Below are 24,042 nucleotides of genomic sequence, written 5' to 3'. Positions count from 1 at the left end.
CCCCGTGTGCGCCGCTCAGGCGGCCGTCATCACCTGGTCCGTGTCCAGCGGGCGGTGAGGGGCGATGATCTGGCCGTCCGGCAGTAGCTCACCGGTGTCCTCGAAGAGCAGAACGCCGTTGCACAACAGGCTCCACCCCTGCTCCGGGTGGTGCGCCATGAGACGGGCGGACTCCCGGTCGGCGGATTCGGCTGTGGGGCACGGTGGCTGGTGCTGGCACATGGTGGATGGGATCTTTCGCTCTGTCGTGATGTCCGAGATGGCTGTCGTGTCTGTCCTGCGGCTCGTCTGGTCGTTCATGGCCGCCCCCCGTCGCTGATGCTTCGGTCTGGAACCCAGTGTTGCCCCACGGGCGTCATTCCGCAGGGATTTCGCAGCACCGCTTCTCACAGGTTCATGACGCATCACCCTGGTGGACGGTTCATCCCAACTCGGCGGTCAATTCGGGTGGTTCACGATGGTCGCAAGGGGCTAGTACATCTGGCCCGACCAGCGCTTTGTCTCTCGTACGAGCGCGATGCGGCACGAACGAGCGACACCTGCCCGGGGTCTTCGACGACGCGGGGACGCACCGTGCCCCGCGGCCGTTTCGGGCAGCGGGGCACGGTGGGATGCGGCGGCTACGCGGGCGTCGGTGAGCCGAGCAGGGGAGTACGGGCGATGCGGTGCGTGAGCACCGGGAGGAGATCCGTGACGCGGTGCGGGCGGTGGGCCGCGATGCCGGGTGGAGCGGGTGCGAGCGGCACGAGAAGGTCGGCCGCGGCGGGAGAACCGGTCGCCCCGTCGGCGGTGCAGTCCCCGTGCAGCCACAACGTGAGCATGTACAGCTCGGGCACGGACAGCAGCCGGGCCTGGTAGGGCTGTGTCATCGCCTCCGCCTGGCGCAGGGCGCGCTCGGTGGCGGTGACGTACGGGCCTTCGAAGAAGTGGGAGAACGCCCAGCCGTCCGGAGTCAGCATGGTCTCGGCAGCTGCCACGGCGCGGTCGCCGCATCGGATGAGGAAGCGCCATCCGGCCAGCCGGGTGGCGGGGGCGCCCGCCGGGGAGATCCCATCCAGTACATGGACAGGCAGCGGGAGTTCGGGGGTCACGGGTCCCTGAGCGGTGCGCAGGGACGGGGTGGGGGCCTCGCGGACCGCGGTGGGGGAACCGAGTGCCGTGAGGACGGAGCGGAGGGCGGGCGCGGGAGCCGGGGGGACATGCAGGTGCATGGTGGGTCGCCTCTCATTTCGACAGGCACGGTTGCGCGAGGGCGTGGGGTGGCGGGCGGACAGCGCTGTCAGCCATCGGGGTCGGAGGGGCCAGGGAATTGCGCCCGGACGAATGGCGGCGCTTTGACGACAGAGCTCATCACCGTTTGTGCCAACTCTCTACCCCGTGCGGAAAGTTTATACGACTCGTGTTCATGCAGTGTTTCGTCTAGTCGTCCCGCGAATGACGGGCAAGGAGATATTCGGTCGACGAAAAGCGGGATTCGTCCTGGTGCTCGACGGGTGTCGCGCCTGCGACCTCGGAATACTCGTCCGTAGCGGACGGCCGGTTCTCGTCGGCGTTTTCACGACATGCCCTTGCCGTGAAACTGCGTATTGCCGCATGCCTCGTGAATGTGCCCGTGGATGCCGGACCTCAGCCTAGCGTGCGACCGTGCACCGCGGAGACGTTATCGATCGCGTTGCCGGGGCATCATCCTCCGAGACCCGGGACAGCAGCGGCCGGATCGTCGGCCTACCCATCTCAGGAGGGACGCTTCGATGGGAGAGAAGGTCGTGGCGGGGCCGTTCGACCTGTCCGATCGGCAGCGCCACCGCGGCAAGCTCAAGCAGTGTCTCGCGGGACTGGCGCGACTGCTGGAGGAGAAGCGGTTCGATCGGCCCAAGAACCTCATGGGGCTGGAGATCGAACTGAATCTCATCGGATCCGACGGCATGCCGCGAATGATGAATGCGCAGGTGCTGGAAAGGATTGCAAGCAGAGATTTCCAAACAGAACTCGCCATGTTCAATCTGGAAGTCAACATAGCTCCACACCGGCTGGGCGGCCGCGTATTCGACCGGCTCGCCGAGGAGTTGCGCACCTCGCTCGCATATGCCGACCGCAAGGCGCACGAGGTCGATGCGGGAATCGTGATGATCGGTATTCTCCCCACGCTCGACCGCGACGACCTGGTCTCGTCCAGCCTTTCCGCCGTCGACCGCTATACCCTGCTCAACGACCAGATCGTGGCCGCACGCGGCGAGGATTTCACCCTCGACATCGAGGGGGTCGAGCGGCTGGAGTGCACCTCACGGTCGATCGCGCCCGAAGCCGCCTGCACGTCGGTCCAGCTGCACCTGCAGGTCACCCCGGGGCGGTTCGCGGACGTCTGGAACGCGGCGCAGGCCGTTGCCGCGGCGCAGGTCGCGCTGGGTGCCAATTCGCCGTTCCTGTTCGGGCGTGAGTTGTGGCGCGAGTCCCGGCCGCCGCTGTTCCAGCAGTCCACCGACACCCGGCCGCCCGAACTGCAGGCGCAGGGAGTGCGACCGCGTACCTGGTTCGGGGAACGCTGGATCACGTCGGCGTACGAGCTGTTCGAGGAGAACCTGCGTTATTTCCCGGCGCTCCTGCCGATCTGCGACGACGAGGACCCCCTGCGCGTCCTCGACGAGGGCGGTACGCCCGCGCTCGCCGAACTCGTCCTGCACAACGGCACGGTGTACCGCTGGAACCGGCCCGTGTACGGCATCGCCGACGGAGTTCCGCATCTGCGTGTCGAGAACCGGGTGCTGCCCGCCGGGCCCACCGTCACCGACGTCATCGCCAACGCGGCCTTCTACTACGGCGTCGTCCGCGCCCTGGCCGAGGAGCCGCGGCCGGTGTGGACGCGGCTGCCGTTCGAGGCCGCCGCCGCCAACTTCGACGCCGCCTGCCGGTACGGCATCGAGGCGCGCCTTCAGTGGCCGCGGAGCGGGCGCTACGGCGGGATCACCGAGGTGGACGCCGTGGACCTGGTACGCGACGAGCTGCTGCCGCTCGCCGAGGCGGGGCTCGATGCCTGGGGCGTCGAGCCCGCGGACCGGGACCTCTACCTCGGCGTGCTCGAGGAACGGTGCCGGCGGAGGGCCAACGGTGCGAGCTGGCAGGCCGCCACCTTCCACCGAGCCCTTGGACAGGGGCTCGACCGGCAGGCCGCACTGGCCGCGACGACGAGGCGGTACCGCGCGTTGATGCATGGTGGCGAGCCGGTGCACACCTGGCCCGTCGGGTTGCCCGAGCCGGTGCCACTGGGGTGAGCGAGCGACCGCACGGTCGTCGGGGGCACTCCCGCCCCGGCCATCGCCCCGAGGACCACCGTGCGGACCTGCCGGGAGCCGGAGACCCGGTGTCCCGAGCCGCCGGTGGAGTGACGTTCCGCTCGCGGACCTGTCCGGCTGCCGCCTTGAGCGCCTGGGTCGTGTGTTCTCGGGCGCGCCGCCGCACAGCGGCCGCCCTGTGCCCTTCGGGCATGCCGTGACGTCCCACGACGGAGTGCCTCCCCGTTGAGACCGTGCCGTGCGGCGGCCGTATGGAAGAGCGAGGGGGACCGACGCCGCGTACGGTGTCGGTCCCCGCCCGATGTCCCGCCCCGCATGATCTTCATGACTTCTTTCGAGACCCTTGCCGGGTGAAGATGGGGCGAGGCGGGATCGCTGGACTGGAGGCGGGAGTGCAGGTGGAGGCAGGGGCAGTGGCCGATACTTCTACGGTGGAGCGGCCGACGCGACGGATTCTCCGGGCCGAGACGCTGTTGGTGCTCGGGCTCTCACTGGGTGCGAGCGGGGTGTCCGCGCTGATCAGCTTTGTCGGATCGGTCACCAAACCGGGCGGCCTCAAGGAGCAGGCGGCCACCCTCAATGCCTCGGCGGCACCGGGACGCCCGTGGCTCGACCTCGCCTGGCAGCTGTTCGGGATCGCGACGGCACTGGTGCCGGTCGCGCTCGTCGCGCACTTTCTGATCCGTGAGGGCACCTCGCTGCGCACGCTCGGCTTCGACCGGACGCGTCCCTGGCCCGACCTGGGGCGAGGGGCGGCCATCGCGGCGGTGATCGGCTCCACGGGTGTCGCCTTCTATCTGGCGGCCCGCGGTTTCGGCGCCAACCTCACGGTGGTGCCGGAGGCGCTGCCCGAGGTGTGGTGGAAGTTCCCTGTACTGGTGCTGTCGGCGGTGCAGAACGCGGTCCTGGAGGAGGTCATCGTCGTCGGCTATCTGCTGCGCCGCCTGGGGCAGTTGGGCTGGACGCCCGGCACGGCCCTGGTGGCCAGCTCGGTGCTGCGCGGCTCGTACCACCTCTACCAGGGGATCGGCGGGTTTTTCGGCAACATGGTGATGGGCGTGGTCTTCGTCTTCCTCTACCGGCGCTGGGGCAGGGTCGGTCCCCTGGTGGTGGCCCACTCGCTGCTCGACATCGGCGCGTTCGTGGGATACGCGCTGCTGGCCGGGAAGGTGGGCTGGCTGCCGACGGCGTAGCGGCCCCGCGGCCTGCGCGAAGGTGTGACCAGGGTCGCACGGGGCTGCTGTGGCGCGCCCCGCGCGGGCCTGTCCCGTCGCTACACGAGCAGTTCGCCCTCGATCACGGTGACCGCGCGGCCGGTGAGCAGGGTCCGGTCGCCGCGCAGTTCGGTGCGGACGCGGCCCGAGCGCGGTGATGCCTGGAGCCCGGTGAGATCGGAGCGGCCGAGGCGCTCGGACCAGTAGGGCGCCAGAGCCGTGTGCGCGCTGCCGGTCACCGGGTCCTCGTCGATGCCGACGTTGGGGAAGAAGCCGCGCGAGACGAAGTCGTACCCCCGGGTGGGGTCTTCGGCGCGCGCGGTGGCGATGATCCCGCGCGCCGAGTGGCGGCGGAGCGCCTTGTGGTCGGGAGCGAGAGCCACGACGGTCTTCTCGTCGGCGAGTTCGACGAGCAGGTCGCCGACGTTCGGGCCGGTGTCGAAGGCGGTGCGGGGCTTCGCGCCGAGGGCCTCGGCGATGCCCTCGGGGATGTCGGCGCGGGTGAGCGGTGCGGTGGGGAAGTCAAGGGTGACGGAGCCGTCCTCGCGTGGCGTGGCGGTCAGCACGCCGCTGTGGGTGGCGAAGCGTACGGGACCCTCGTGGGCGCCCGTGGTGCGCAGTACGTGGGCGGTGGCCAGGGTGGCGTGTCCGCACAGGGCGACCTCGGTGGCGGGTGTGAACCAGCGCAGGGCCCAGTCGGCCTCACCGCCCTCCGGCAGGCGGTGGGCGAACGCGGTCTCCGCGTGATTGACCTCGCGGGCCACGTCCTGGAGCCAGGTGTCCTCCGGGAAGGAGTCGAGGAGCAGGACACCCGCCGGGTTGCCGGCGAACGGGCGGTCGGTGAAGGCGTCGACGATTCGAATCCGCATGCCCCGACGCTAGAGGTCGGCCGGCGGGGCGGGCCAAGGCCAATCCGGGGCGTCTGGCCCGACTTCGCGTCACCGTGGGGCAGGGGCTTGTCACGCTCGCTTCTCCGATATATCGTTGACGCATCGCGACAGATCAACGATGGAATGGAGTGATGGCGATGCGATCCCATGGACAGGACTTCGGATTCGAGCGACACGCACACCACGGCGGCCCTGGTCATCACGCTCGGGGCGGCTTCGAGAGCCTGCGCGGAGCCTTCGGCCCCTTCGGGCCGGGCGGGCCCGGTGGCCCTGGCTTCGGTGGCCCCGGTTTCTTCGGCCCGGGTGGACCCTGGGGCGGTCGTGGCCGGGGCGGACCGAGGGGGAGGGCGCGACGCGGCGACGTACGCGCGTCGATCCTGGCCCTTCTGAAGGACCGGCCCATGCACGGCTACGAGATGATCCAGGAGATCGCCGAGCGCAGTGGCGGGGCCTGGAAGCCCAGCCCGGGCTCGGTCTACCCCACCCTGCAGCTGCTGGAGGACGAGGGTCTGATCGCCAGTGAGACCGAGGGCGGCAAGAAGCTCTTCTCGCTGACCGAGGCGGGCCGCACCGCGGCCGAAGAGGGGCCCGACGCCCCGTGGGAAGAGGCCTCGCGCGGCATCGACTGGGACACGCTGCACGAGATCCGGCAGGCCGGGTTCGGCCTGATGGAGGCGTTCAGCCAGGTCTGGAAGACCGGCAACAAGGATCAGCGCGACAAGGCCCTGGCCGTCATCAATGACGCCCGCAAGAAGCTGTACCTGATCCTCGCCGACGAGGACTGACGGCGGTTCCGGGTGTGCTACGGCGCCCCGCGGCATCACGGCCGCGGGGCGCTCTCGTTTCGACATGTCCCGGTCAGGACACCAGCGCCCCCAGCTTGCGGAGCGACTCGTTGAGGGCGGCCGTCGCCGAGTCCTTCAGTTTGCCCGCCATGAGGGAGACCGCCGCGCCGGTGAACTCGCCGTCGATGCGGACCGAGGTCGCCTCGCCGTCCGGTGTCAGCGTGTACCGGGTGGCGACGTTCACGGCCATCGGGCCCTTGCCGCGGATGGACAGAACACGCCCGGGCTGCAACTCGTCGATCGTCCAGGTCACCTCGGCGGGGAAGCCCATGAGCTTCATGCTCTCCTCGAAGGTGCCGCCCACTTCCAGGACCTCGGGGCCGCCCTTGGGGAAGCTTGTGTGGGTCGCGTTCCAGTCGCCGTACGCCGGCCAGTCGGTGAGCCGGGCCCACACCTTCTCGGCCGGCGCCTCGATGCGTGCTTCCGCGCTGACTTCGGCCATGCGACCACCCCTTCGTGTCGGGTGCTGCGCCGGGCGCAGCTACGGTGTCGCGGAACGTAGCGGCCGGGCCCGGAACATTCAATACTGATGAACCGTCAGAAATGTCGGGGAGGATTCGCCACGTGCCGGGCGAGGGTGACGCGGGACCTCAGGGGAGAACGGCGTGTTGTCATCCGTAAGGAGGAGAACCCGCCCAGTCGTGCCCAACCTGTGTCGGACGCGGAAATGCTGCTCGCCGAGGACGACCTGAGCCGATGGGGCTGATGGGGTGGTAGGCGTGTCACCCCCTCATTTCCACCATCCCGCCGCGGAGCGCGGCGCACAGCACCCGGGCCTCGATCCCCGGCTCGACGCCGAACTTGCCGCGGTGGTCACGGGCGCGCGCAGGAGGGCCCAACGGGACGGCGACCGGCAGGTCGACACCGCTCATCTGCTGCACACGCTGCTGGAGTCCGACCCCGAGGTGCGGGCCGTCTTCGACCATCCGCAGCTGGCGCGGCTGCTCGGCTATCTCGTCCAGCGTGCCATCGGTTACGGCCTGCGCTGGCAGGGCACGGTCGAGGACTCCGGAGCCGTACCGGTCCTGAACGAGGTGGACGGCTGGTCGCCCGCGGCGGCGACCGCCCTGGACGCCGCCTATGGACGCGCGACCCGTCTCGGGCGGCCGTGCGCGCGGGGCGTCGACCTGCTCGCGACGATTGTCGCGGACCCCACGTCGCGGGCCGTCGAGGTCCTCGATCGCGCCGGGGTGGACGCACGGACGGTGGCGGCCCGGGTGGAGGAGGCCGCGGTGCAGGGGTACGCGCCCCGATGGGCGGGGGCGGGGGACGCCGGCCGTCGGGCCGGAACCCGGTTCGACGGGCCCCGGTGACCGTGCGCGGATGCCCCGGGTCCAGTCTCAGAGACAGGTGCGTTCGGGGGTGACGCTCATGTCTTCGCCTGCCATCATGTGCCGGTGCATACGTCTCAGGGGACTCAGGGCAATCGCGGCAGGGGCGTCGGGCTCGGACTCGCCGTCGTGTCGGCGGTCGCCTTCGGTGGATCGGGTGTTGCGGCCAAGCCGCTGATCCAGGCGGGGCTCGACCCGCTTCACGTGGTGTGGCTGCGGGTCACGGGCGCCGCGCTCGTGATGCTGCCCCTCGCCGTGCGCCACCGGGTGCTGCCGCGCACCCGTCCCCTGTTGCTCGCCGGGTTCGGCCTGCTCGCGGTGGCCGGTGTCCAGGCCTGCTACTTCGCCGCTCTCTCGCGCATACCCGTCGGCGTCGCCCTGCTCATCGAGTACCTCGCACCGGCCCTCGTCCTCGGCTGGGTGCGCTTTGTGCAGCGGCGGCCGGTGACGCGTGCCGCGGCGGTCGGCGTGGTTCTCGCGGTCGGCGGACTCGCCTGCGTCGTGGAGGTGTGGGCGGGCCTCGGCTTCGACCCCCTCGGGCTGGCCCTCGCTCTCGGCGCCGCCTGTTGTCAGGTCGGCTACTTCGTCCTGTCCGACCAGGGCACCGAGGCCGGCGACGAGGCTCCGGACCCGCTCGGAGTGATCGCGTACGGCCTGATCGTCGGGGCCGCCCTGCTCACCGTCGTCGCCCGTCCCTGGAGCATGCACTGGTCCGTCCTCACGGACACGGCGGACATGAACGGCACCTCCGTCCCGGCCGTTGCGCTGCTGGCGTGGATCGTCCTGATCGCCACGGTCCTCGCGTACGTCACCGGGGTGGTGTCCGTGCGCCGGCTCTCCCCCCAGGTGGCCGGCGTGGTCGCCTGCCTCGAAGCGGTCATCGCGACCTTGCTGGCCTGGGTGCTGCTCGGCGAGCACCTGTCGGCACCGCAGGTCATCGGCGGCGTGGTCGTCCTGGTCGGAGCGTTCACGGCCCAGTCGTCGGCGCCCGTGAAGGTCCCCGCCGAACCTGTGACGGCTGGAGGCGGCGCCGAACGGGAGTTGTCGACGCGCGGAACGGCCGCATAGGGTGTCGATCATGCATTCCAGCGCACTCGTTCTTCCGCCTCCGGCCGCCTGAGGCGGGCCCTCCGGAAACCTGCCCGGCGGATCGCCGGGCAGAACGGTGCTGCCCGCAGAAGAAGTCCACGGACCCCGACGCTCCGGGGTTCCTTCCCGAACTTCTGCACCTCTGCGGAGAGAATTCGTGTCGCATCCTGCCTCCGGCCTGCCCGTCGGGCGAGGCCTCGTGTATCTGATCGTCGCCGGTGCCGCCTGGGGCACCGCGGGCGCTGCCGCCTCCCTGGTCTACCGGACCAGTGACATGGGGCCGGTGGCCCTCTCCTTCTGGCGCTGTGCCACCGGGCTCGTTCTGCTGGTCGCCGTCCGCCTGGTGCGCCCGCGCCCGGGCGGGTCCGAACCGCTCGGCCGCAAGGCGCTGCGGGCCGGTGCCACCGGTGCCGGGCTCGCCGTCTTCCAGACGGCCTACTTCGGGGCCGTATCGGCCACCGGGCTCGCCGTGGCGACCGTCGTCACCCTCGGTGCCGGACCTGTGCTCATCGCCCTGGGTGCCCGCCTCGCCCTGGGGGAGCGGCTCGGCCGCGGCGGGACGATCGCCGTCGTCGGGGCGCTCGCCGGCCTCGGGGTCCTTGTGCTGGGTGGCGGCGGTACGACCGTACGTCCATGGGGCGTGCTGCTTGCGCTCGTGTCGGCGGCCGGCTACTCCGCCATGACGCTGCTCACCCGGTGGTGGGGCAGGGACGGCGGGGTCGACGTCTCCGGCACGACCGTGTCGGCGTTCGCGGTCACCAGCCTGTGCCTGCTGCCGTTCGCCCTGGCCGAGGGGCTGGTGCCCCACACCACGGAACCAGGCACCCTGGTCTGCCTGTTGGGGTACATCGCGGCGGTCCCCACGGCGCTCGCCTACGCCCTCTACTTCGCGGGTGCATCCGTCGTTCGGTCCGCCACCGTGTCCGTGATCATGCTTCTCGAACCGGTCAGCGCGGCGATCCTCGCCGTCGCCCTGCTCGGTGAACGGCTCACGGCGGCCACCCTCGTCGGCACCGCGCTGATGCTCGGTTCGGTCGCGGGGCTCGCGGCGGCGGAGGCACGCGGGGCACGGGTGGTCGAGGAGGAGTCCGTCCTCGTGTGACGGACGGGTGCGGGGTCCGGTGCCGGATCCCGCACCCCGCCTCACTCCCCGCGCCTGCGCAGCAGATGCTCACGCGCGACCTGGTCGCGCGGACCGTTCCGCATCGCCAGCCGGGCTGCGATGCGGTCCTGGATCTCTTCGCTCTTCCGGCCGGCGTACTTGAACTTCGCCCGGACACGCGTCACTTCGAGCCGCAGACCGCGGATGCCGGACAGCATGCGGCCGTAGGGCGCCTCACCCACAGCCGCCCGGGCCGATCCGCCGTCCGGCTGGAAGTGGCGCATCTGGCGGTTCAGCAGATCCGCCTTCTCGGCGGGGTCGTCCACGGCGCTGGCAGTGCAGCGCAGTTGGACCGCGGCGTAGAAGCTCGTGGGCACACCGTGCTCGGACGGGCCGTCCGGTGGCGCCTGCCAGGGGCCGGGCACGAACACATAGTCGTCGACCACGCTCAGCAGCACCTCCGGGTTCGCCTGCAGGGCGGGCCACAGCGGGTTCGGACGCGCCAGATGGCTCACCGCCTCACCGAGGCCGGCGTCGTACGTGAAATGCAGCGGCTGGACGTACGGGGGTTCGCCCGGCGGACCGTTCACGGCGAGCTGTCCGAAGTCGCGGCCGACGAGCCAACGCTGCCACTCGGTGTCGTCCTGCGGTGCGTCCCAGGGGTGGATCAGCATCACAGCACCGCCAGGTAGTCGGGAAGGCCGGTGCCGGGCGCCAGGCCGGGGTCGGGAACCGGGGCGCCGTACTCGGCGCGGACCGGGACCACACCGGCCCAGTGGGGGAGCGCGAGGTCCTCGGGCTCATCGGTGATGCCGCCGGTGCGTACCTTGGCGGAGACCTCGTCCAGGTCGAGGCGGATCACGGCGGTGGCGGCCAGTTCCTTCTTGTTGGCGGGCCGCGAGTCCTGCGAGCGGCCGGGCAGCACGTGGTCGACCAGCGCATCCAGGGCGATCCGCTTCTCCTCGGGGTCGTCGACCTCGTGGGCGATGCCGTGCACCACCACGGACCGGTAGTTGATCGAGTGGTGGAAGGCCGAGCGCGCCAGCACCAGGCCGTCGACGTGTGTCACGGTCAGGCACACGGCCAGCCCCGGGTCGGCCTCGCCCGTCATCCGCAAGGGCCGCGAGCCCGTCGAGCCGTGCACGTAGAGACATTCGCCGATGCGGCCGTACAGCGTGGGCAGCACCACCGGTGCGCCGTCGCGCACGAAGCCGAGGTGGCACACGTAGCCCTCGTCGAGTATCGCGTGCACCAGCTCCTTGTCGTACGACGCCCGGTTCGCGGAGCGCGTGGGGACGGTGCGATCGGTGGGTGCATAGGCGGTGGCGCGCGACGACGTCGGCTCGTGGGTCTCGTGCATTTGCGCTCCCCTATTGCACTAGTGCAAAATATGCTTTGTGCTAGGAGGATATCGGATCCAAGGGCGGCGCGCAGCCGAGATCGCGGCCAGCGTCGAGCGTGCGGTGGGTGCGGGGGAGCTGGAGCCGGGCCGGGTTCTGCCGCCGCTGCGTGAGGTGGCGGTCGAGCTGGGGGTGAACCCCAACACCGTCGCGGCCGCGTATCGCATCCTGCGCGAGCGGGGAGTGATCGAGACTGCCGGGCGCCGGGGGAGCCGGGTGCGGCCCGCGCCCGCCACGACGGGGCGGGACCACCTTCGTGTGGACGTGCCCGCGGGTGTGCGCGATGTGTCCAGTGGCAATCCGGATCCGGCGCTGTTGCCGCCGCTGGCCCCGGCTTTCGCGGCGGCCGCGGCGCAGGGTGACCGGGAGCCGGTCCTCTACGGCGATGTCGCCGTCGCACCGGAGCTCGCGCGCATCGCCCGGTCGGACCTGGACGCCGACGGTGTGCCGGACGGGCCGCTGGCCGTCGTCTCCGGGTCGCTCGACGGCGTCGAGCGCGTGCTCGCGGCCCATCTCAAGCCCGGGGACACCGTCGCCGTCGAGGACCCCGGATGGGGCAGGACCCTCGACCTCGTTCCGGCGCTGGGGCTGCGCACGGTGCCGGTCGGCGTCGACGACGAGGGGCCGCTCCCCGACGACGTGCGCGGCGTCCTGGAGGCGGGCGCGCGTGCCCTCATCGTCACGGACCGGGCGCAGAACCCGACCGGTGCCGCGGTGAGCGCGACGCGGGCCCGTGCCCTGAGGTCCGTGCTGCGCGAGTATCCGCGGACCCTGCTCATCGAGGACGACCACGGTCACGGGATCGTCGACGTCCCTCTCCACCCCCTCGGCGGGGTCACCCGGCACTGGGCGTTCGTGCGCTCGGTCGCCAAGGCGTACGGGCCCGATCTCCGCCTGGCCGTGCTCACCGGGGACGGCGTCACCCTCGACCGGGTCAGGGGGCGGCAGCGGCTGGGGCCCGGTTGGGTCAGTCTGCTCGTGCAGCGGGCCGTGGCGCGGCTGTGGGCCGACCGTTCGCTGGACCCGCGAGTGGCGGCGGCGTACGGCGGGCGGCGTGACGCACTGATCGACGCGCTGGCGGAGCGCGGTGTCGTGGCCCACGGGCGCAGTGGCATGAACGTGTGGATTCCCGTGCCGGACGAGACGGGCGTGGTCGCGCGGTTGTTGCTCGCGGGCTGGGCCGTCGCCCCGGGCGCCCGGTTCCGGATGAGCGCGCCGCCCGGCATCAGGATCACCGTCTCGGCGATGACCACGGACGAGGCCGGACAGCTGGCGGAGGCCATCACCTCCGCTCTGGGCCCCGCCCCCGTCCGGAGCTACGTGTAGTCCGGGCCCGGCGCCGGAGCCCTCTCCCGGAGGCATGACGCACAGGATCTCGTAGCACGGTCGACATTTCGGCAGGTATATCTCGTAGCATCGCTTACATGTTGAACCTCGAGCGCCTGCGTACCCTCGACGCCCTCGCCCGGCACGGATCGGTCAGTGGCGCGGCCGAGGGCCTGCACGTGACCACCTCGGCCGTCTCCCAGCAGATGGCCAAGCTCGAGCGGGAGGTGGGGCAACAGCTCCTGGCCAAGAACGGGCGAGGGGTGCGGCTCACGGACGCCGGCCGGCTGCTCGCCGATTACGCGGCGCGCATCCTCTCCCAGGTCGAACTCGCCGAGGCCGATCTGGAGGCGCAGCGCGGGCAGGTGGCCGGCGAATTGCGCCTGTCCGCTTTCCCGACCGCCGCGCGCGGACTGTTCCCGACCGTGCTGGCCGCGCTGCGGGCCGGTCATCCCGCGTTGCGCCTGCGTTCGTGCGAGCTCGAGCCCGAGGCAGGAGTCGCCGGCGTGGTCCGCGGCGATCTCGACCTCGCCGTCGTCCTCGACTGGTACAACAAGCCGATGCCGGTGCCCGAGGGGCTGGTGAAGGCGGCGATCCTCCACGACCCCGCGGACGTGGCGATGCCCGTGGGGCACCGGCTCGCGGACCGGACCGAGGTGGATCTCGAAGATTTCGCCGACGACGAGTGGATCACCTGGGGCGAGGGCGAGTTCTGTCACGAGTGGCTGATGTTCACCCTGCGCTCCAAGGGCGTCGAGCCGTGCATCGGCCATCGCGCCGCCGAGACGCACACACAGCTCGGGCTGGTCGCCGCCGGGCTCGGCGTGTGCATCGCGCCGCTGCTCGGGCGCTATCCGATGCCTGCCGGGATCGTGACCGTGCCGGTGCGGCAACGGGTGCGGCGGCACGTCTACGCGGTGTGGCGGGCCGACGCCGACCGCCGCCCGTCGATCCGGGCTGCGGTGGAGGCGCTGCGGGTGGCGGGGCAGGCCGTGTCGGCCGGGTGAGCGGCCTCGGCTGGTCCGGGTAGCGGCCACGAAGGCCCGCGCGGTACGGCTACCCCAGGCCCAGCTTGCGGAAATCCCAGGAGACGACCTTCAGCGGCGTCAGCCGGATCCAGGCGTGGCGGCCGTCGTACGGCACGTCCTCGATGCCGAAGTTCTTGCGCGCGAACAGGTTCTCCGGCCCGTCCAGCTCGGCGCACAGCTCCCCGGTGCGGGGGATCTCGCCCACGAACTCCGCGACGCCGGACAGCTCGGCTCCCCTGAGCTGCTCGTACTCCTCCCCCGTGTCGACCACGACGGCGATCCGCGGGTCGCGGCGCAGATCGGCCCAGCGCTTGCTGCGTACCACGGAGTACAGCCACAGCGAGGTGCCGTCCCAGGCAAACCACAGGGCGCTCACGTGCGGGGCGCCGTCGGCCGACACGGTCGCCACCCGGCAGGTCCGCTGGGTGGTGAGGAATCCGTCCAGCTCACCGGGTGTCATCATGATCTTCCGGCCCCGGCGCTGTGTGTCGGACATGCGGTCCCCCTCCTTCTTCTCCCACGTCGTGCCAGAGAGATCCTCTGACATCACGTCAGAAAAGAATGCGACGAGCTTCGCCCGCCCGCAATGGTGCTTCTTCCGTCCTCACGCGGCGATCGCTACTCTCGCCGGTCCCGACCGTCGACGACAGGGGGAGCCATGCCGTCGCACGAACCGCTCAGCCAGATCCTCGACCCCAGGACCACCGTGCTGCTCACCGTGGAGTGCCAGGAGGGCGTGGTGGGCCCGGACAGCGCGTTGCCCGAACTCGCCAGGGCGGCACGCTCCTCGGGCGCGCTGGTCAACGTGGCCCGGCTGGTCGCCGCCGCGCACGAGGGCGGGACACAGGTGATCCACGCGATCGCCGAACGCCGCCCGGACGGCCGGGGCGCGAACCGCAACGCGCGCCTCTTCCGTGCGGCCGAACGCCTCCCGGTACAGCAGGTCTCCGGCACCACGGCCGTGCGCGTCGCAGCGCCCATCGAGGTGCGGGAGCAGGACTTCGTCGTCCGCCGGCTGCACGGCCTGTCGCCCATCGAGGGCACGGAGGTCGACTCCCTGCTGCGTAACCTGGGCTGCCGCACCGTGATCGTCACCGGTGTCTCGGCCAACGTGGCGATCCCCAACGCCGTCTTCGACGCCGTCAATCGCGGCTATGCGGCCGTCGTGCCCGCGGACGCCATCGCGGGGGTGCCCTCCGACTACACCCCCGCGATGGTCCGCAACACCCTCGCGTTGGTCGCCACGGTCGCGACCACGGACGAGGTGCTGGCATGCCTCGGGTCCCGGCGCCGAATGTCGCGGGCCGGACAGGACGGGGGTGTCACGAGAGCTTGATCTCGTCCCCGGACACGGTGATGTGCGCGGCGGTCAGCGGCCGGGTCGCCGGCCCCTTCTGCACGCTGCCGTCGGTCGCGGAGAAGTGGCTGTCGTGACACGGGCAGACGATCACGCCGTTCGCGATGTCCTTCACCGCGCAGCCCTGGTGGGTGCACTTGGAGGAGAACGCCTTGAACGTGCCCGCCGACGGCTGGGTCACCACCACACCCTGGTCGGCGAACACCTTGCCGCCACCCTCGGGGATGTCGGCGGTCTTCGCGAGCACGGTGCCGTCGGAGCCGACTGCGGCGTTCTCGCCCCCGCCCGTGGTGCTGCTGTTCGCGGTGCTGTCGCCCTGCGTCGTACTCGAGGCCGAGCTGTCGCCGGAGCTCCCGCACGCGGTGAGCGCTGCGGCGAGCCCCGTCGCGCCGACCGCGGCCATGACGGTGCGGCGGCCGGGCGCTGTGCTGGGCTGAAGCGCTTCGCTGGTCATGCTGACGTTCCCTTCCACGGATCTTTCGTACCTTCGGACGGTGGTACGGCCTTCGGACAATGACCGTTCAGCTGCTGTCGAGATCTTGACCGCTTCGAGATCGGGCGGGAGTGAGGCACGGCCGTCGTTCCGCTGTCAGGGGGACGGGGAGCCTGGGAATCGGGGCTGGTCACCGCATCAAGCGGGGTGAGCCGGAAGTCCTGGTCGCCGGGTCCGGCGATCAGGGTGGCCGCCTCGGTGTCCGACACCACCGCCGGTGGGCCAGGCGCGTCGCGCACCAGGTCGGAGAGCTGAATGTCACGCAGCGAGAAGAAGCCTGGCAGGGGGACAGGTGCCCGCCGGCGAGGGGCACCGGGCGCGCATGTCGGCCACCTCGGTCGGCCTCATGGACGCCAGTCGCCCATGTCCGGCGCGCGGTCCTTCCAGGTCGACGGGGTGCTGGAACTCCTCCAGATGCCGACCGTTGGTGCCGATGGTCTTGTACCCGACCTTATGAACGCGGGCACTTCGTCATGAACGCCGGCGCTTCATTGCCCGGGTGGGCAGTGATGACTGTGTCATCGCTGGACAACTATGTGGACGACATCTCGATAGGAGAACTGAAATGCGGAGGTCGGCCCGGACTGTGGAGGGCGGTTGGACCATTCGAGCTCGATGCTGCGGACAATTCGTCTGTGACGCACGGGGATTGACAGAACATGAGTTCTGGAAGGAAAGTTTCAGACCGCAAGGGCCGGCATGAAAACTTCTTTCGGAGGTCCGATGGAGCAGGTGGAACGACCCGGAGAGCCCGGCGGGCCCGGTCGGGGTCCGCTCAGCCGACGCCGGTTCGGGGCGGGAGTGCTGACCCTCGGCGGGGCGCTGGTGGTCGCGCCCCTGGGGAGCGGGTCCGCGGCGGCGGACGACGCAGGCCGCGCGACGACCGTGCAGCCGGGACCGGCTGCGGTCCGCGGAACGACTCTGCGGCGCGGTTCCGCCACGCAGGCCGGACTGTTGCCGGAGCATGTGGACGAGGTCACTGCCGTCGCCGAGCGGTACCTGGGGCCGTCACCCAGGCATCCCTACTGGTCCAGCGCCGTCGTGCTCGCCGGGCGTGGAGGAACGGTCGCCCTGGACAGAGCCGTGGGCAAGGCCGTGCGGTACCGGGACTACGACCCCGCCACCGACACCGGCATCGAGTTCCCGCCCGACCAGCAGATCGACGCGACACCCGACACGGTGTACGACCTGGCCTCGCTGTCGAAGCTGTTCACCTCCCTCGTCGCCGTGCAGCTCATCGAGCGCGGCCGTATCGAACTGGAGGCGCCCGCCGCGCGGTACGTGCCGGAGTTCGCGGGCGGTGGGAAACAGGACATCACCATCCGGCAGCTGCTCACCCACACATCGGGGCTCCAGGCCGACATCGACTTCTACAAGCTCGGCACCCGGCAGGAGATGCTGCAAGCCCTGTGGGACGAGAAGCCGATCAACAAGCCGGGGACCGTCTACCTGTACTCCGACCTCAGCATGATCTCCCTGCAGCAGGTCCTCGAGCGGGTCACCGGCAAGCCGCTCGACCGGCTGGTCGCGGAGGGGATCACCGGGCCGCTGGGTATGACCGCGACCCGCTACAACCCGCCCGCCTCCTGGCAGCCGCGCATCGCGGCCACCGAGGTCGCCCGGCTGCCCTGGTCGGGGCTGGACCGGGGTCTCGTGTGGGGTGAGGTGCACGACGAGAACGCGTACGCCTTCGACGGTGTCGCCGGGCACGCGGGAGTCTTCTCGCGGGCCTGGGACATGGCCGTCCTCGCACGGACCCTGCTCAACGGCGGTGTGTACGGCGGCGTGCGCATCCTGCGCAAGGAATCGGTGGAGTTGATGTTCTCCGACTTCAACACCGCCTTCCCCGGCGACGACCACGGCCTCGGCTTCGAGCTCTACCAGCACTGGTACATGGGGGCGATGGCCACCCCGCGCACCGGGGGGCACACGGGCTTCACCGGTACCAGCATCGTCCTGGACCCCACGACGGACTCGTTCCTCGTCATCATGGGCAATTCCGTTCATCCGGTGCGCGCCTGGCGGTCGGGTTCGGCGCCTCGGGTGGCCGCCGGAGACCGGTTCGCGAGGGCGGTTCCGGTGCGCCCCGCCCACGGGGACGAGGCGTGGTTCGGCGGCATGGCGAGCGCGAGCACCGCCACGCTGACCCTGCCCGCGCTGAACACCTCTGCCGGGGCACGGCTCGCGTGCGATCTGTGGTGGGACACCGAGCCGGGCTTCGACGCGTTGCACGCCGAGACGTCCTCCGACGGCGGCGCGACCTGGCAGCCGCTGCCGTTCACCACCCGGGCGCCGGGCGGCGCCGGGCCCGTGGCCCACGACGACGGTGCCGTGTCCGGCTACAACGGCCGCGTGTGGCACACGCTCGACGCCGCGCTCCCCGCCGGTCCGTCCCTGCTCGTGCGCTGGCGGTACACCACGGACAGGCTCTATGCGGGGCGCGGCGTGTACGTCGGGGCGCTGAAGGTGCTGTCCGGGCCCGCAGTGCTGTATTCGGACGTCCGTCCCGGTGACAAGTCCCGGGTCCATGCGGTGGGCTGGACACGGGAGCGGGACTGAGGCGGTACCCGACCGGACCCGGTCGGGTACCGCCGCCCACGCACCACCTGCGCGGCTGTGCGTGGGCCCCTCCCGGGCCCGGGAGGGGCCGCTCCCCCGTTCGGCGGCCCAGGCGACCCGATAGCCTGGGGAAATGCTCAAGGAAGTGACAGCGACCCGCTACATCACCCCTTTGCGTGAGGGCGGTTCGCTGCCGGGGCTCGTCGAGGCCGACGACCTCGGGACGTACGTCATGAAGTTCAGCGGCGCCGGACAGGGCCGCAAGACGCTCGTCGCCGAGGTCGTCTGCGGTGAGCTCGCCCGGCGGCTGGGCCTGCGGGTGCCCGGCCTTGTGACCATCGGCCTCGACCCGGTGCTGGGCCTCGGCGAGCCCGACCCTGAGGTGCAGGAACTGCTCAAGGCGAGCGGGGGACGCAACCTCGGCATGGACTTTCTCAGCCGCGCCATCGGCTTCGACCCGCTCGCCTTCGCCGTCGGCTCCGAGGAGGCCGGCCGAATCGTCTGGTTCGACGCGCTGGTCAACAACGTGGACCGCTCCTGGCGCAACCCCAACCTGCTGATGTGGCACGGTGACCTGTGGCTCATCGACCACGGTGCCACGATGATCTGGCACCACAACTGGCCTGGCGCCGACACCTCCGCCGCGAGGCCCTACGACGCCTCCGACCACGCCCTGGCCTCCTTCGCACCGGACGTGGCGGGCGCCGCCGCCGCGCTCGCACCGCTGGTCACCGAGGACCTGGTGGCCGAGGTGACCGCCGAGATCCCGGACGAGTGGCTGACCGGCGAGCCCGGCTTCAGCCATCCGGACGCGCTGCGCCGGGCGTACGCACGGCCTCTGCTGGCCCGCGCCGGTGACGTCCACGAACGCATTCAGGGCCTCGATGCCCACCGGGGGGACGGCAAGTGAGCGAGCGGGACGTCTTCGAGTACGCGCTGCTGCGGGTCGTGCCGCGGGTGGAACGGGGCGAGTGCATCAACGCGGGCGTACTGGTGTACTGCCGCGCCAAGTCCTTCGTCGCCGCGCGGACGCACCTGGACGAGGGGAAACTGCTGGCGCTGGACCCCGGTGCGGACGTGCCCGGTGTACGGGCCGCGCTCAGCGCCGTGGAAAGCGTGTGCGCCGGTGGGGCGGCGGCCGGACAGGCGGCGCCCGACGACGCGGGGCGGCGTTTTCGCTGGCTGATCGCGCCCCGCTCGACGGTCGTCCAGCCCGGGCCGGTCCACACCGGGCTGACCGCCGATCCGGCGGCCGAGGCGGAGCGATTGCTGGACCTTCTGGTGAGGTAATGGATCACATGCGCCGGGTGGGCCGTTGACACCGGGTGCCAGGGCTTCTAGCGTCACGTCTGCTGAAGGTACTAAGCGGTCGCTCACCTGGTGGGCGTGCCGTGGGAGCCGCAGACTTTCCAAGGTGTTCCAGGCTTTCCAAGGGCGAGGAGAAGCAGCAATGTCCACCACTGAGCAGCGGGTCGCCGTCGTCACCGGCGGTGCGCGCGGTATCGGCGCCGCCACCGCCGTACGACTGGCCGCCGAGGGCCGTGCCGTCGCCGTGATCGACCTCGACGAAGCGGCATGCAAGGACACCGTGGAGAAGATCACCTCCGCCGGTGGCAGGGCCATCGCCGTCGGCTGCGACGTCTCGGACGAGGCGCAGGTCGAGGCGGCTGTCGCGCGCATCGCCGAGGAGCTGGGCGCGCCGACGATCCTCGTCAACAACGCGGGTGTGCTCCGTGACAACCTGCTGTTCAAGATGAGTGTCTCGGACTGGGACACCGTCATGAACGTCCACCTGCGGGGCGCCTTCCTGATGTCGCGCGCGGTGCAGAAGCACATGGTCGACGCGGGCTTCGGACGTATCGTCAACCTCTCCTCGTCCTCGGCGCTCGGCAACCGCGGCCAGGTGAACTACTCCGCTGCCAAGGCCGGTCTGCAGGGCTTCACCAAGACGCTGGCCAAGGAGCTCGGCAAGTTCGGCATCACCGCCAACGCCGTCGCCCCCGGCTTCATCGCCACCGAGATGACCAAGGTGACCGCCGAGCGCGTCGGCATGGGCTTCGAGGACTTTAAGGCCGCGGCCGCCACCCAGATCCCCGTTCAGCGCGTCGGTGAACCCGACGACATCGCCAACACGATCGCCTTCTTCACGGGCGAGGCGGCCGGCTTCGTCTCGGGCCAGGTGCTGTACGTCGCCGGCGGACCGCTCGACTAGGGCCACAGGAGGACGGACACATGACTGAACTGCCCGAACTCTCCGGCAAGGTCGCCCTTGTCACAGGCGCCAGCCGTGGCATCGGCTACGGCGTCGCCGAGGCGTTCGTCGCCCGCGGCGACCGGGTCTGCATCACCGGACGCAACGAGGACGCCCTCAAGGAGGCCGTCGAGAAGCTCGGTGCCGACCGCGTCATCGGTGTCGCAGGCAAGGCGCACGACGAGAACCACCAGGCCCTCGCCGTGGAACGCACCATGGAGGTCCTCGGCCGGGTCGACTTCCTGGTCAACAACGCCGGTACCAATCCGGTGTTCGGCCCGATCGCCGACCTCGACCTGAACGTGGCGCGCAAGGTGTTCGAGACGAATGTGGTCTCGGCGCTCGGCTTCGCCCAGCGCACCTGGCATGCCTGGCAGCGGGAGAACGGCGGCGCGATCGTCAACATCGCCTCGGTGGCCGGGCTCTCCGCCTCGCCGTTCATCGGCGCGTACGGCATCAGCAAGGCCGCCATGATCAACCTGACCGTCCAGCTCGCGCACGAGTTCGCACCCCTGGTGCGCGTCAACGCCATCGCGCCGGCCGTCGTGAAGACGAGGTTCGCCCAGGCTTTGTACGAGGGCCGGGAGGCGGAGGCCGCCGCGGCCTATCCGCTCGGCCGGCTCGGTGTGCCCTCGGACATCGGCGGCGCGGCAGCGTTCCTCACCTCGGACCAGTCCGACTGGATCACCGGACAGACGCTCGTCGTCGACGGCGGCATCTTCCTGAACGCCGGGGTCGGATGAGATGAACGGGTCCCGCGCCCGTGAAGGGCGCGGGGCACCGCGTGGGCAACCAGAACGCCCTCGGCACGCCCTACCCGCAATCGCAGATCACCGGGGTGCTGCTGCCGGAGTCGCGGGCCAAGGTGGTGAAGGAGTTCGAGCAGGCCCAGCAGATTTTGGTGAACGACGCCAGGCTGCTGCCCCTGTGGCAGGGCAAGCAGTTCGTCGCGGCGAGCGAGGACATCTCCGGCGGGGAGCGGGCGCTGGACCCGTCGACGATCATGATGATGTGGGAGCTGCATCGCAGGACGAGCTGGTAGCCCATGCCGGGTCCCGGAGTCCGTTGTCAGTGGTGGCCTGTAGGTTCGGGGACCTGGAAGTGACCGCACATCGGAGGAAGTTGACGTGACCGACATCGCCATGCTGCCGGAGTCCTGGCGGGGCGTTCTGAGCGACGAACTGCAGCAGCCCTACTTCAAGGAGCTCGTGGAGTTCGTCGAGGAGGAGCGTGCCAAGGGTCCCGTCTACCCTCCGCGTGAGGAGGTCTTCGCCGCCCTCGACGCCACGCCGTACGACAAGGTGAAGGTCCTCGTCCTCGGCCAGGACCCGTACCACGGCGAGGGTCAGGGACACGGCCTGTGCTTCTCCGTGCGGCCCGGCGTGAAGATCCCGCCGTCCTTGCGGAACATCTACAAGGAGATGCAGGCGGAGCTCGGCACGCCGATCCCCGACAACGGCTATCTGATGCCGTGGGCCGAGCAGGGCGTCCTGCTGCTGAACGCGGTGCTCACGGTGCGCGCGGGCGAGGCGAACTCGCACAAGGGCAGGGGCTGGGAGAAGTTCACCGACGCGGTGATCCGCGCCGTCGCAGGCCGGCCCGACCCGGCTGTGTTCGTGCTGTGGGGCAACTACGCGCAGAAGAAGCTGCCGCTGATCGACGAGGCCCGGCATGTCGTCGTCAAGGGCGCGCACCCCTCGCCGCTGTCCGCGAAGAAGTTCTTCGGCTCGCGTCCGTTCACGCAGATCAATGAGGCGGTGGCCCGGCAGGGACACGAGCCGATCGAGTGGACCGTCCCGAATCTGGGATGAGGCCCGGGGCGGGGCCGTGCCGGATCCGGCCCCGCCCGCCGTTTCCCCTCTCGTCACCGTCCTGGCCCAGTGCCCGTACGGAGCCGCCTGACCGCGATTGCCGGTGGCGGCGGTTAGCGTCGTGGGTGGGGGAGGGCGACGAGCGCGGAGGAAGCCGTGGCGAAGCGACAGGAGCAGGCGGCGCCGGACGCCGTCATGACCCGGATCGGGCAGGGCGTCATGCTGCACCACGGTGGCGACCGTGAAGAGGCCCGGGACCGTTTTCTGCGTCTGTGGGCCGAGATCGGTGAGGACGGCGACCCGCTGCACCGCTGCACTCTGGCGCACTACATGGCGGACACGCAGGACGACCCGGCGGACGAGCTCGCTTGGGACCTGAGAGCGCTGTCTGCCGCCGAAGAGCTCACCGACGAGCGTCTCGCGGGCCACGACGGGGCGCTCGCGGTACGTGCGTTCTACCCCTCGCTGCATCTGAATCTGGCCGCCGACTATGAGAAGCTCGGCCGGTGCGAGGCCGCCCGGGTCCATCTGGGCCGGGCGCGTGGTGCCGTCGGCGCCTTGGACGACGACCCTTACGGCGAAGGCATCAGGGTGGCGATCGCCCGCTTGGAGCGGCGGCTCACCGAGCAGTGGCCGAGCGGCGGCACACCGGAGCCCGGCCCCCCGGACGGCTCGGGCGGGGACACACTGGGGCCCCAGAGACGGTGTCCTTGAGGAGGCCGGGCCGGCCGTAACCGGCACGAGGGCCCCGCGACCGGCCCCCGCGGCCTTCGGTTCGACAAGCGGCAGCGGCTCGACCTGAGTCCGTTCGCCGGGCTGGAGTTCGTCGCCTCGACGTGGGCCTCGGGCTCAGCGCCCGTAGGTGCTCCCGCAGATCTTCGCCTCGGGGCTGTCCGCTCGCCACCGTCCGTATCTTCGGCCGAGCGCGCACACGTCCGCGTTCCGGGGGAGGTCCTCCGAGACGGCCGGCGGCAGTTGTACGTGCGTCCGCGGGCCGGTCCGCCGCGGCTGCGGGTCAGCAGGCGGCCGGGACGGAGCCGCGCCCGGGTGCGGAGGGGGCGCGCTGCTCGGGGTGGTGTGGAACGGCGAGGGCGGCTCGGAGGGCTGGACCATCTCCAGTGCCTCCCGTGCCGGAGCCTGGACGACTCGGGGCTCGGTGCTGCCGTCGGGGCGCGGTGCCGAAGGGCGCGAGGGTGCGGGCGGCGGGTCGGGAGCCGGCGGTCGCTGGACGGTCACACAGCCGGAGAGGGCCGAGACGGCCACGGTGACCAGGAGCGCGGCGGTCGTCGTCGTTCGATGCACCCGCGCAACTCTGCAAGGTCGTGGCCGCTTTGGGGAGCTGACAGGCGCAAGATGCCCCGCACGGGTGATGTCCGGCCCCCTACGGAGGTCCCGCACCCGTCGCGGCTGACGTAGGTCAGCCGTTCCGCGTCGCCCGTCGGCTCCCCAGCATCCCGTCGAGCAGTTCCCGCAGGCCGATGCGCACCTCGTCCAGGCTGGGGACGTCGGCGGTGAAGGACCCGGCCACGCACGAGAACATCAGCCCGTCCAGCCAGGCCACGAGCGACAGCGCGTGGCGGTCCGGGTCTGTGGAACCCATGGCCGTCACGAGGGCGGTGAGCCGGTCACGGAAGCGGGCGCCGGCCGCGTCGAAGTGCCGGCGCAGCTCCGGCCGGCGCGTGGCCTCCAAGGCCAGCTCGTAGCGGGCGAGGGTCAGTGCGCGGTTGTGGGTCAGGGCACGGTGGGTGGCGAGGGCCAGCGCGTCGACCACCTGGTCGAGCCCGCTCGCCGGACCGGGCATCTCGTGCGGCGCGAGCACCCGCGCCTCCCGGTCGGCGAGCCGTCGGAGCGCCAGTTCCAGGAGCGCCAGACGGGTCCGTGCCAGGTTGGAGGTCGAGCCCTGGGGCAACCCCGCCCCCTCGTCGACCGCCCGGTGTGTCAGCCCGCGCATGCCGCGCTCGGCAAGCAGGACGAGCGCCGTGTCGGCGATGAGGTCGGTGCGGGAGGCACCCGTGGTGCGTGCGGACATGGACGTCAACCTATCTGTGGCACTACG

At 71.0% G+C, this 24,042-nt stretch carries 26 protein-coding genes and 1 pseudogene; 17 read left to right on the top strand and 10 right to left on the bottom strand.

Features of this window, described 5'->3' with window-relative positions; translation table 11 throughout:
* Positions 1-15 precede the first annotated feature (15 nt).
* Both VXC91_RS09920 and VXC91_RS09915 read right to left on the bottom strand, forming a co-directional pair.
* Positions 16-222: a DUF5999 family protein gene (locus VXC91_RS09920; RefSeq protein ID WP_329506689.1), complete on the bottom strand. Its 207-nt coding sequence runs from the start codon at positions 220-222 to the stop codon at positions 16-18.
* 398 nt (positions 223-620) lie between these two features.
* Positions 621-1,211 (bottom strand): hypothetical protein, encoded by a 591-nt coding sequence (locus VXC91_RS09915; protein ID WP_329506687.1) that lies wholly within the window; start codon positions 1,209-1,211, stop codon positions 621-623.
* A 540-nt stretch (positions 1,212-1,751) separates the two neighbouring features.
* On the opposite strand from VXC91_RS09915, the gene VXC91_RS09910 reads away from it, so the two are divergent.
* Together VXC91_RS09910 and VXC91_RS09905 are read left to right on the top strand one after the other, a co-directional pair.
* Positions 1,752-3,269: a glutamate-cysteine ligase family protein gene (locus VXC91_RS09910; RefSeq protein WP_329506686.1), complete on the top strand. Its 1,518-nt coding sequence runs from the start codon at positions 1,752-1,754 to the stop codon at positions 3,267-3,269.
* A gap of 413 nt (positions 3,270-3,682) precedes the next feature.
* Positions 3,683-4,483 (top strand): CPBP family intramembrane glutamic endopeptidase, encoded by an 801-nt coding sequence (locus tag VXC91_RS09905; RefSeq protein WP_329506705.1) that lies wholly within the window; start codon positions 3,683-3,685, stop codon positions 4,481-4,483.
* 80 nt (positions 4,484-4,563) lie between these two features.
* Here VXC91_RS09905 and VXC91_RS09900 read toward each other — a convergent pair whose 3' ends face one another.
* Positions 4,564-5,373 carry a PhzF family phenazine biosynthesis protein gene (locus VXC91_RS09900; RefSeq protein ID WP_329506685.1) on the bottom strand — a complete coding sequence of 270 codons (810 nt, stop codon included), beginning with the start codon at positions 5,371-5,373 and terminating at the stop codon, positions 4,564-4,566.
* Positions 5,374-5,531: 158 nt separating this feature from the next.
* Between VXC91_RS09900 and VXC91_RS09895 the strand changes: the two genes are divergently transcribed.
* The gene (locus tag VXC91_RS09895; protein WP_329506684.1) at positions 5,532-6,179 is read left to right on the top strand and encodes a PadR family transcriptional regulator; all 648 of its coding nucleotides are present in this window, start codon (positions 5,532-5,534) and stop codon (positions 6,177-6,179) included.
* A 73-nt stretch (positions 6,180-6,252) separates the two neighbouring features.
* Here the strand turns inward: VXC91_RS09895 and VXC91_RS09890 are convergent, their stop codons facing one another.
* A complete protein-coding gene (locus VXC91_RS09890) occupies positions 6,253-6,681 on the bottom strand; it encodes a type II toxin-antitoxin system Rv0910 family toxin (RefSeq protein WP_329506683.1) in 429 nt (142 codons plus the stop codon).
* A 277-nt stretch (positions 6,682-6,958) separates the two neighbouring features.
* Between VXC91_RS09890 and VXC91_RS09885 the strand changes: the two genes are divergently transcribed.
* From VXC91_RS09885 to VXC91_RS09875, 3 genes are all read left to right on the top strand, one after another.
* On the top strand, positions 6,959-7,552 hold the full coding sequence (locus VXC91_RS09885; RefSeq protein ID WP_408057359.1) for a Clp protease N-terminal domain-containing protein: 594 nt from the start codon (positions 6,959-6,961) through the stop codon (positions 7,550-7,552).
* Positions 7,553-7,630: 78 nt separating this feature from the next.
* Positions 7,631-8,638 carry an EamA family transporter gene (locus VXC91_RS09880; RefSeq protein ID WP_329506682.1) on the top strand — a complete coding sequence of 336 codons (1,008 nt, stop codon included), beginning with the start codon at positions 7,631-7,633 and terminating at the stop codon, positions 8,636-8,638.
* 178 nt (positions 8,639-8,816) lie between these two features.
* Positions 8,817-9,761 carry a DMT family transporter gene (locus tag VXC91_RS09875; RefSeq protein ID WP_329506680.1) on the top strand — a complete coding sequence of 315 codons (945 nt, stop codon included), beginning with the start codon at positions 8,817-8,819 and terminating at the stop codon, positions 9,759-9,761.
* A gap of 41 nt (positions 9,762-9,802) precedes the next feature.
* Here the strand turns inward: VXC91_RS09875 and VXC91_RS09870 are convergent, their stop codons facing one another.
* Positions 9,803-10,435 carry an FMN-binding negative transcriptional regulator gene (locus VXC91_RS09870; protein ID WP_329506679.1) on the bottom strand — a complete coding sequence of 211 codons (633 nt, stop codon included), beginning with the start codon at positions 10,433-10,435 and terminating at the stop codon, positions 9,803-9,805.
* Positions 10,435-11,121: a pyridoxamine 5'-phosphate oxidase family protein gene (locus VXC91_RS09865; RefSeq protein WP_329506678.1), complete on the bottom strand. Its 687-nt coding sequence runs from the start codon at positions 11,119-11,121 to the stop codon at positions 10,435-10,437. Before VXC91_RS09865 ends, VXC91_RS09870 begins: the two co-directional genes overlap by 1 nt.
* Positions 11,122-11,158: 37 nt before the next feature.
* Here VXC91_RS09865 and VXC91_RS09860 point away from each other — a divergent pair, with 37 nt between their 5' ends.
* Together VXC91_RS09860 and VXC91_RS09855 are read left to right on the top strand one after the other, a co-directional pair.
* Positions 11,159-12,487, top strand: coding sequence for an aminotransferase class I/II-fold pyridoxal phosphate-dependent enzyme (locus tag VXC91_RS09860; RefSeq protein WP_329506677.1), 1,329 nt, complete (start codon positions 11,159-11,161; stop codon positions 12,485-12,487).
* Positions 12,488-12,585: 98 nt separating this feature from the next.
* Complete coding sequence (locus tag VXC91_RS09855; protein ID WP_329506676.1) at positions 12,586-13,494, top strand: LysR family transcriptional regulator; 909 nt, start codon at positions 12,586-12,588, stop codon at positions 13,492-13,494.
* 49 nt (positions 13,495-13,543) lie between these two features.
* On the opposite strand, the gene VXC91_RS09850 is transcribed toward VXC91_RS09855, so the two are convergent.
* On the bottom strand, positions 13,544-14,011 hold the full coding sequence (locus tag VXC91_RS09850; RefSeq protein WP_329506675.1) for a pyridoxamine 5'-phosphate oxidase family protein: 468 nt from the start codon (positions 14,009-14,011) through the stop codon (positions 13,544-13,546).
* Positions 14,012-14,173: 162 nt separating this feature from the next.
* On the opposite strand from VXC91_RS09850, the gene VXC91_RS09845 reads away from it, so the two are divergent.
* The gene (locus VXC91_RS09845) at positions 14,174-14,851 is read left to right on the top strand and encodes a cysteine hydrolase (protein ID WP_329506674.1); all 678 of its coding nucleotides are present in this window, start codon (positions 14,174-14,176) and stop codon (positions 14,849-14,851) included.
* On the opposite strand, the gene VXC91_RS09840 is transcribed toward VXC91_RS09845, so the two are convergent.
* Entirely contained in the window at positions 14,838-15,326 is a 489-nt protein-coding gene (locus VXC91_RS09840) for a Rieske (2Fe-2S) protein (protein WP_329506673.1), read from the bottom strand. The two genes, VXC91_RS09845 and VXC91_RS09840, sit on opposite strands and share 14 nt — an antisense overlap.
* A gap of 762 nt (positions 15,327-16,088) precedes the next feature.
* Between VXC91_RS09840 and VXC91_RS09835 the strand changes: the two genes are divergently transcribed.
* The 8 genes and pseudogenes from VXC91_RS09835 (at position 16,089) to VXC91_RS09800 (ending at position 22,700) form a co-directional block, all read left to right on the top strand.
* On the top strand, positions 16,089-17,924 hold the full coding sequence (locus VXC91_RS09835) for a serine hydrolase (RefSeq protein ID WP_408057358.1): 1,836 nt from the start codon (positions 16,089-16,091) through the stop codon (positions 17,922-17,924).
* Between the two features lie 133 nt (positions 17,925-18,057).
* Entirely contained in the window at positions 18,058-18,834 is a 777-nt protein-coding gene (locus VXC91_RS09830; protein WP_329506671.1) for a HipA family kinase, read from the top strand.
* The gene (locus VXC91_RS09825; RefSeq protein ID WP_329506669.1) at positions 18,831-19,214 is read left to right on the top strand and encodes a DUF3037 domain-containing protein; all 384 of its coding nucleotides are present in this window, start codon (positions 18,831-18,833) and stop codon (positions 19,212-19,214) included. Before VXC91_RS09830 ends, VXC91_RS09825 begins: the two co-directional genes overlap by 4 nt.
* Before the next feature lie 160 nt (positions 19,215-19,374).
* Positions 19,375-20,136 carry a 3-oxoacyl-ACP reductase FabG gene (gene fabG / locus VXC91_RS09820; protein ID WP_329506668.1) on the top strand — a complete coding sequence of 254 codons (762 nt, stop codon included), beginning with the start codon at positions 19,375-19,377 and terminating at the stop codon, positions 20,134-20,136.
* A 20-nt stretch (positions 20,137-20,156) separates the two neighbouring features.
* Positions 20,157-20,918, top strand: a complete 762-nt coding sequence (locus VXC91_RS09815) for an SDR family oxidoreductase (protein WP_329506667.1) — start codon at positions 20,157-20,159, stop codon at positions 20,916-20,918.
* Between the two features lie 41 nt (positions 20,919-20,959).
* Positions 20,960-21,217: pseudogene (locus VXC91_RS09810) on the top strand (ABC transporter substrate-binding protein); the annotation flags it as partial.
* 85 nt (positions 21,218-21,302) lie between these two features.
* A complete protein-coding gene (gene ung, locus VXC91_RS09805; protein WP_329506665.1) occupies positions 21,303-21,986 on the top strand; it encodes a uracil-DNA glycosylase in 684 nt (227 codons plus the stop codon).
* A gap of 156 nt (positions 21,987-22,142) precedes the next feature.
* A complete protein-coding gene (locus VXC91_RS09800; RefSeq protein WP_329506663.1) occupies positions 22,143-22,700 on the top strand; it encodes a hypothetical protein in 558 nt (185 codons plus the stop codon).
* A 135-nt stretch (positions 22,701-22,835) separates the two neighbouring features.
* Here the strand turns inward: VXC91_RS09800 and VXC91_RS09795 are convergent, their stop codons facing one another.
* Both VXC91_RS09795 and VXC91_RS09790 read right to left on the bottom strand, forming a co-directional pair.
* Positions 22,836-23,288 (bottom strand): hypothetical protein, encoded by a 453-nt coding sequence (locus VXC91_RS09795; protein ID WP_329506661.1) that lies wholly within the window; start codon positions 23,286-23,288, stop codon positions 22,836-22,838.
* A 115-nt stretch (positions 23,289-23,403) separates the two neighbouring features.
* Positions 23,404-24,015: a TetR/AcrR family transcriptional regulator gene (locus tag VXC91_RS09790; RefSeq protein WP_329506659.1), complete on the bottom strand. Its 612-nt coding sequence runs from the start codon at positions 24,013-24,015 to the stop codon at positions 23,404-23,406.
* Positions 24,016-24,042 lie beyond the last annotated feature (27 nt).

The sequence above is a fragment of the Streptomyces chiangmaiensis genome (genome assembly GCF_036281785.1).
GTDB lineage: Bacteria > Actinomycetota > Actinomycetes > Streptomycetales > Streptomycetaceae > Streptomyces > Streptomyces chiangmaiensis.
Note: the sequence above shows the minus strand (reverse complement) of the source record. Positions and strands in the feature narration are given on the sequence as shown.